Annotated in this window: 2 protein-coding genes; both read right to left on the bottom strand. The window is 40.7% G+C overall.

Annotated elements, in window-relative coordinates; translation table 11 throughout:
* Positions 1-2,646 (bottom strand): VCBS repeat-containing protein (locus QZT73_RS15025; protein WP_291789020.1); only part of this gene is annotated, 2,646 nt, incomplete at its 3' end.
* Positions 2,647-2,800: 154 nt separating this feature from the next.
* On the bottom strand, positions 2,801-4,339 hold a 1,539-nt coding region (locus tag QZT73_RS15030; RefSeq protein WP_291789023.1), incomplete at its 5' end, for a RagB/SusD family nutrient uptake outer membrane protein.

Genomic DNA, 4,339 nt, shown 5'->3' on the forward strand with positions numbered 1-4,339 from the left:
GCTTCCATCTCCATTAAAATCACCTGCAACGATGCTGTTCCACCAACCCAAGTGATTTTCCATTCCCGTATCTTTGAGCTTTTCAAATCCATTTCCAGTGTTTTTGAAAACCGTGATTGGCATTAATTCACCTACCAAAATCAAATCCACCAAACCATCTTGGTCAAAGTCCGTCCAAAGCGCGTCGGTAACCATACCCACCTGCCTCAATCCTGGCGCCAATAAATCGGTTACATCTTCAAGCTTACCCTGATTGTTCCGAAGCAAAATGCTTTGATCAGGAAAGGGAAACTGTCCTATAGGACTCCTTCCACCAACAAACAAGTCCATGTAACCATCTCCATCAAAATCAGCCACCTTTACCACTGAGCCACTGACTTTATCTGCAGTTAGGGCATCCTGAGAGGATTGGAAATTACCCTTGCCATCATTGATGTATAACCTATCTACATATTCCTCTGCATCAAGCCTAAATTCAGCGCTACCGGAAACCAGATAAAGGTCCAAATCACCATCATTGTCCACATCAAAGAGTACCATTCCCATCTCTTCAAATTGCTTTTCCTCCTCTTTTTGAAACAGATCCACACCAGAGAAGGTACCTGTTTCATCCTGAAAAAAGATGCGGGGCGAAAAACCGGAAGAACTGCCTACAATAAAATCTTCAAGGCCATCTCCATTGATGTCCCCAACCACTATTCCTGGACCAAATTGGGTCAGTTTATGAGGTAAAGTGCGCTGGATATTGTAATCAATTTTATCTGCCTCCTGATGAACAAAATCAATTCCCTTTACATAAGAAACTTCTTCGACAAGGCGATTTACTTCTTTGGGAGTAAAAGGAAAATCAAGGTCAGAAAGTAATTTAGACTGTGCATTGCTATGTTCCAATACGATCAGTTCATTTACTTTTTCAAGCCTAGCACTTTCATATTTTCCATCCTGCCAAAAAATCTCCAGCATTAGGACTCTGTCCTGATCGCCAAGTCCAAAATGGACGACGTCTTCAACAGCAGACATATATCCCCTGGAAACATGCTGTTCATGGTACTGGAAAGAACCATCTTCAAATCGAAGAACAAGTTTCGCTCCTATACCCATAGGGTTTTGTTGATCTCCTTTCAATTTCACCCTTAGGAAGTTTCTTTTATCCTTTCCCTGATTGGTTTTATTTTCAAAGACAAAAGCAGGATCATTGATATTATTGACTACATAATCCAAATCTCCATCTCCATCCAAATCCACGAAGACTGCCCCATTGGAGAAGGAGGGTTTATTTAAGCCCCAGCTATCGCCCACATCCGCAAAAGTCCAATCCCCCTTATTTCGGAAGGAATAATTAGGTATTTTAACAATCGGAATGGAATCAAGAAGCTGCCGAACAGAGGCTACACTGCCTACATCAGCCCTATAATTGGCAAAATCCTTATCAGTGATATCCCTGGGAAACCCATTGGTGATCAACAAATCTCTCTGCCCATCATTGTCCATATCTACAAATAGGGGTGACCATGACCAATCTGTTTGATAAATACCTGCCATAAAACCGATTTCACTAAATGGAATTTCAGGACCATTTCCAACGTGCAACATATTACGCACATGTTGGTATTCATATCCCCATTCTTCATTATTGATATAGGTTTGATATGAGTTTTTTGCGATTGTCGTCTTCTTCCTAAAATTACTTTCCCCCAACATATCTAAAGTGATGATGTCCAAATAGCCATCATTATTATAATCAGCAATATCAGACCCCATGGAAAACATGCTCTGATGCCGAATGTATTCCTTGGTCCTATTGGAAAAAGTACCGTCTTGATTGTTGATATATAAAATATCATTGGGCATGTAGTCATTGGAAACATAGATATCCAACCAACCATCCTGATTGATATCTGCCACAGCAATACCCAATCCAAATCCTTCTATGGTAATGCCCGCTTCTATGGTTACATCTGTAAATGTACCATCACCATTATTTTTGTAAAGTCTGTCATTATTGATGGCCGAACCATCAGTGATCTTTTCTCTAAAATTTGAGGGAGCTCCTTTTACCTGTTCGTTGTTCAGCACATACAAATCCAAAAGCCCATCATTGTTGTAATCAAAAAATGTTGCCATCATACTGTTGCCATGCTCAGCAATCCCATATTCTTTGGCCATTTCCTTGAAATAGGGCTTTCCATCATTATCAAGCCCCTGATTGACAAAAAGCATATTGGAACGCCTCTCCTTATCTGGAAACATCGCGGAACAAACATAAATATCCATCCAACCATCACCATTTATATCCACTACCGTTACTCCAGTACTCCAACGATCAGCGGCGGCAGTACCCGAACTTTCCGTAATATCCTCAAATTTGAGGTTGCCTAAATTCAAGTACAATGCATTGGATACTTGATTCCCTGTAAAATAAAGGTCCGGAAGGCCGTCATTATTGAAATCTCCTACAGCAACACCTCCTCCATTAAAAATATATTCATCCGTAAGGATATTGAAAGTGTCCGATTCAACAATCCGATTATTAAATTCAATTCCGGTAGTTTTTGTCGAGTGCAGTTCAAAAAGCGTATCTGTTCTTTTTGAACAGGAAAAGATGGAGAAAAGAAATATACTGAGTGGTAACCATGTTTTTCTCATAATGTACTTGGGTTGATTAATGCAAATAATCTATAAGCCCAGGAATGGAGCGCTTAATCCGATTTAAATTTAGCCAAATTTTTCAAAACAAGTGAAAAAACAAAGAGATGGCTTAAAGCCATCTCTTTGAATTAACTATAGATTTAACAGGTGATTAGAAACCAGGATTTTGTCTTAGTTTATCAGACCCCATCAAGTCAACTTGGTTTTGTGGGATAGGCAATAATTCATCACGACCTGCTGTGAAGGAGGCTCCTCCCAATGCAGCCTGTAACAAAACACCATCTAAAGCCAAATAGAAATCAATCTCTTCTTTGGCAATACCCCATCTTACTAAGTCATAAAATCTATGACCTTCCATTCCCAACTCCAGTTTCCTTTCAAATCTTACGGCTTGTCTCGCTACATTGGCATCAGTCCAAGGAGCATTGTACAATTCTACAACATAATTTGCTGCAGGAGCACCACCATCTCTAAGAAGTTCAGAATTTTGAGCCCTTTCTCTTACCTGATTTGTTAAAGCTCTTGCTGCTTCCAGGTTACCCAATTCAACTTCAGCCTCAGCTGCCATCAATAAAACATCTGCAAAGCGGATGATCAAGAAATTGATGCCAGTATATCCAGGAGTCCAAGAAGAATTATCTTGGAAAGTACCTTGCTCCGCTCTTTGATAAACATATTTTTTAGGTGCATAAGGACCACCATTGGGCTGGTTACGAATCCAAGCTTCTCCTGGATGATCTTGCCAATCCAAATAAGGGATACCTCTTCTACCTACGGTATGGTCCAATCTTGGATCCAAAGGACCAGCATCAGGCGTGAAAGGCTGCGCAGAGGTCAAGCCCATATCACTAACAACCCTGTTTGCAGGCTGATTGAATGCGCCGTCCAACATAGGCAAGCCATTGTTAGTTCTGAAGGAATTGACAAAAGTAAAGCTTGGCTGGAAGAATCCACAACAGTTTCCAGGTCCATTTGGTCCTGTATTGTATGGGAAATTCAAGTCAAATTCAGGATTGGCATTGTTAACAGTTCCGGTACCAGCAGCAGATTGGTAAGCCCATATTGACTCCTGATGATTATCATTGGCGCCACGGAACATGTCGTCATAGTATGGTACTAAGCCGTACTTCAACCCATTACTTGTCACACCGTTGGCTATGACATCGTCAAAAACTTGTTTTGCTTCAGCAAATTTTCTGGCATATAGCATTGTTTTGGCCAAATATGCCTTAGCGGCCCAAGAATTCACCCTTCCTACCTGCGGTTGTGTCGCGGGAAGATTTTCTACAGCAAATCTGAACTCCGCCTCTATGAAAGGAAGCATTTCCTGATCATTGGTCAGGTTGTCAAATTCCTCTGATCCATAATCAACGGTATGGGGGATGATTGGAACTTTATCAAAATTTCGATACAATTGGAAATAATGATGTGCTCTTAGGAATCTGGCTTGAGCTTCAATAGCCAAAGCTTGCGCATCAGTTACATTATCAGCTCTTATTTCCAATAACCTAAGCACATTGTTATTTCTGGCTATACCTTCGTAATTTCCATTCCAGTTTTCTTCAAGAATATTAATCGTCGAGAACGCCTCATATCTCTGAATAGGGTTAATCGTCACAAAATCCCCTGGATCTGTACCTTTGTTGGCATCACCACCACGAATACTTCCCCAAACCCAATTGGAAGGAGA

It is taken from the genome of Cecembia sp. (assembly GCF_007126775.1).
GTDB lineage: Bacteria > Bacteroidota > Bacteroidia > Cytophagales > Cyclobacteriaceae > Cecembia.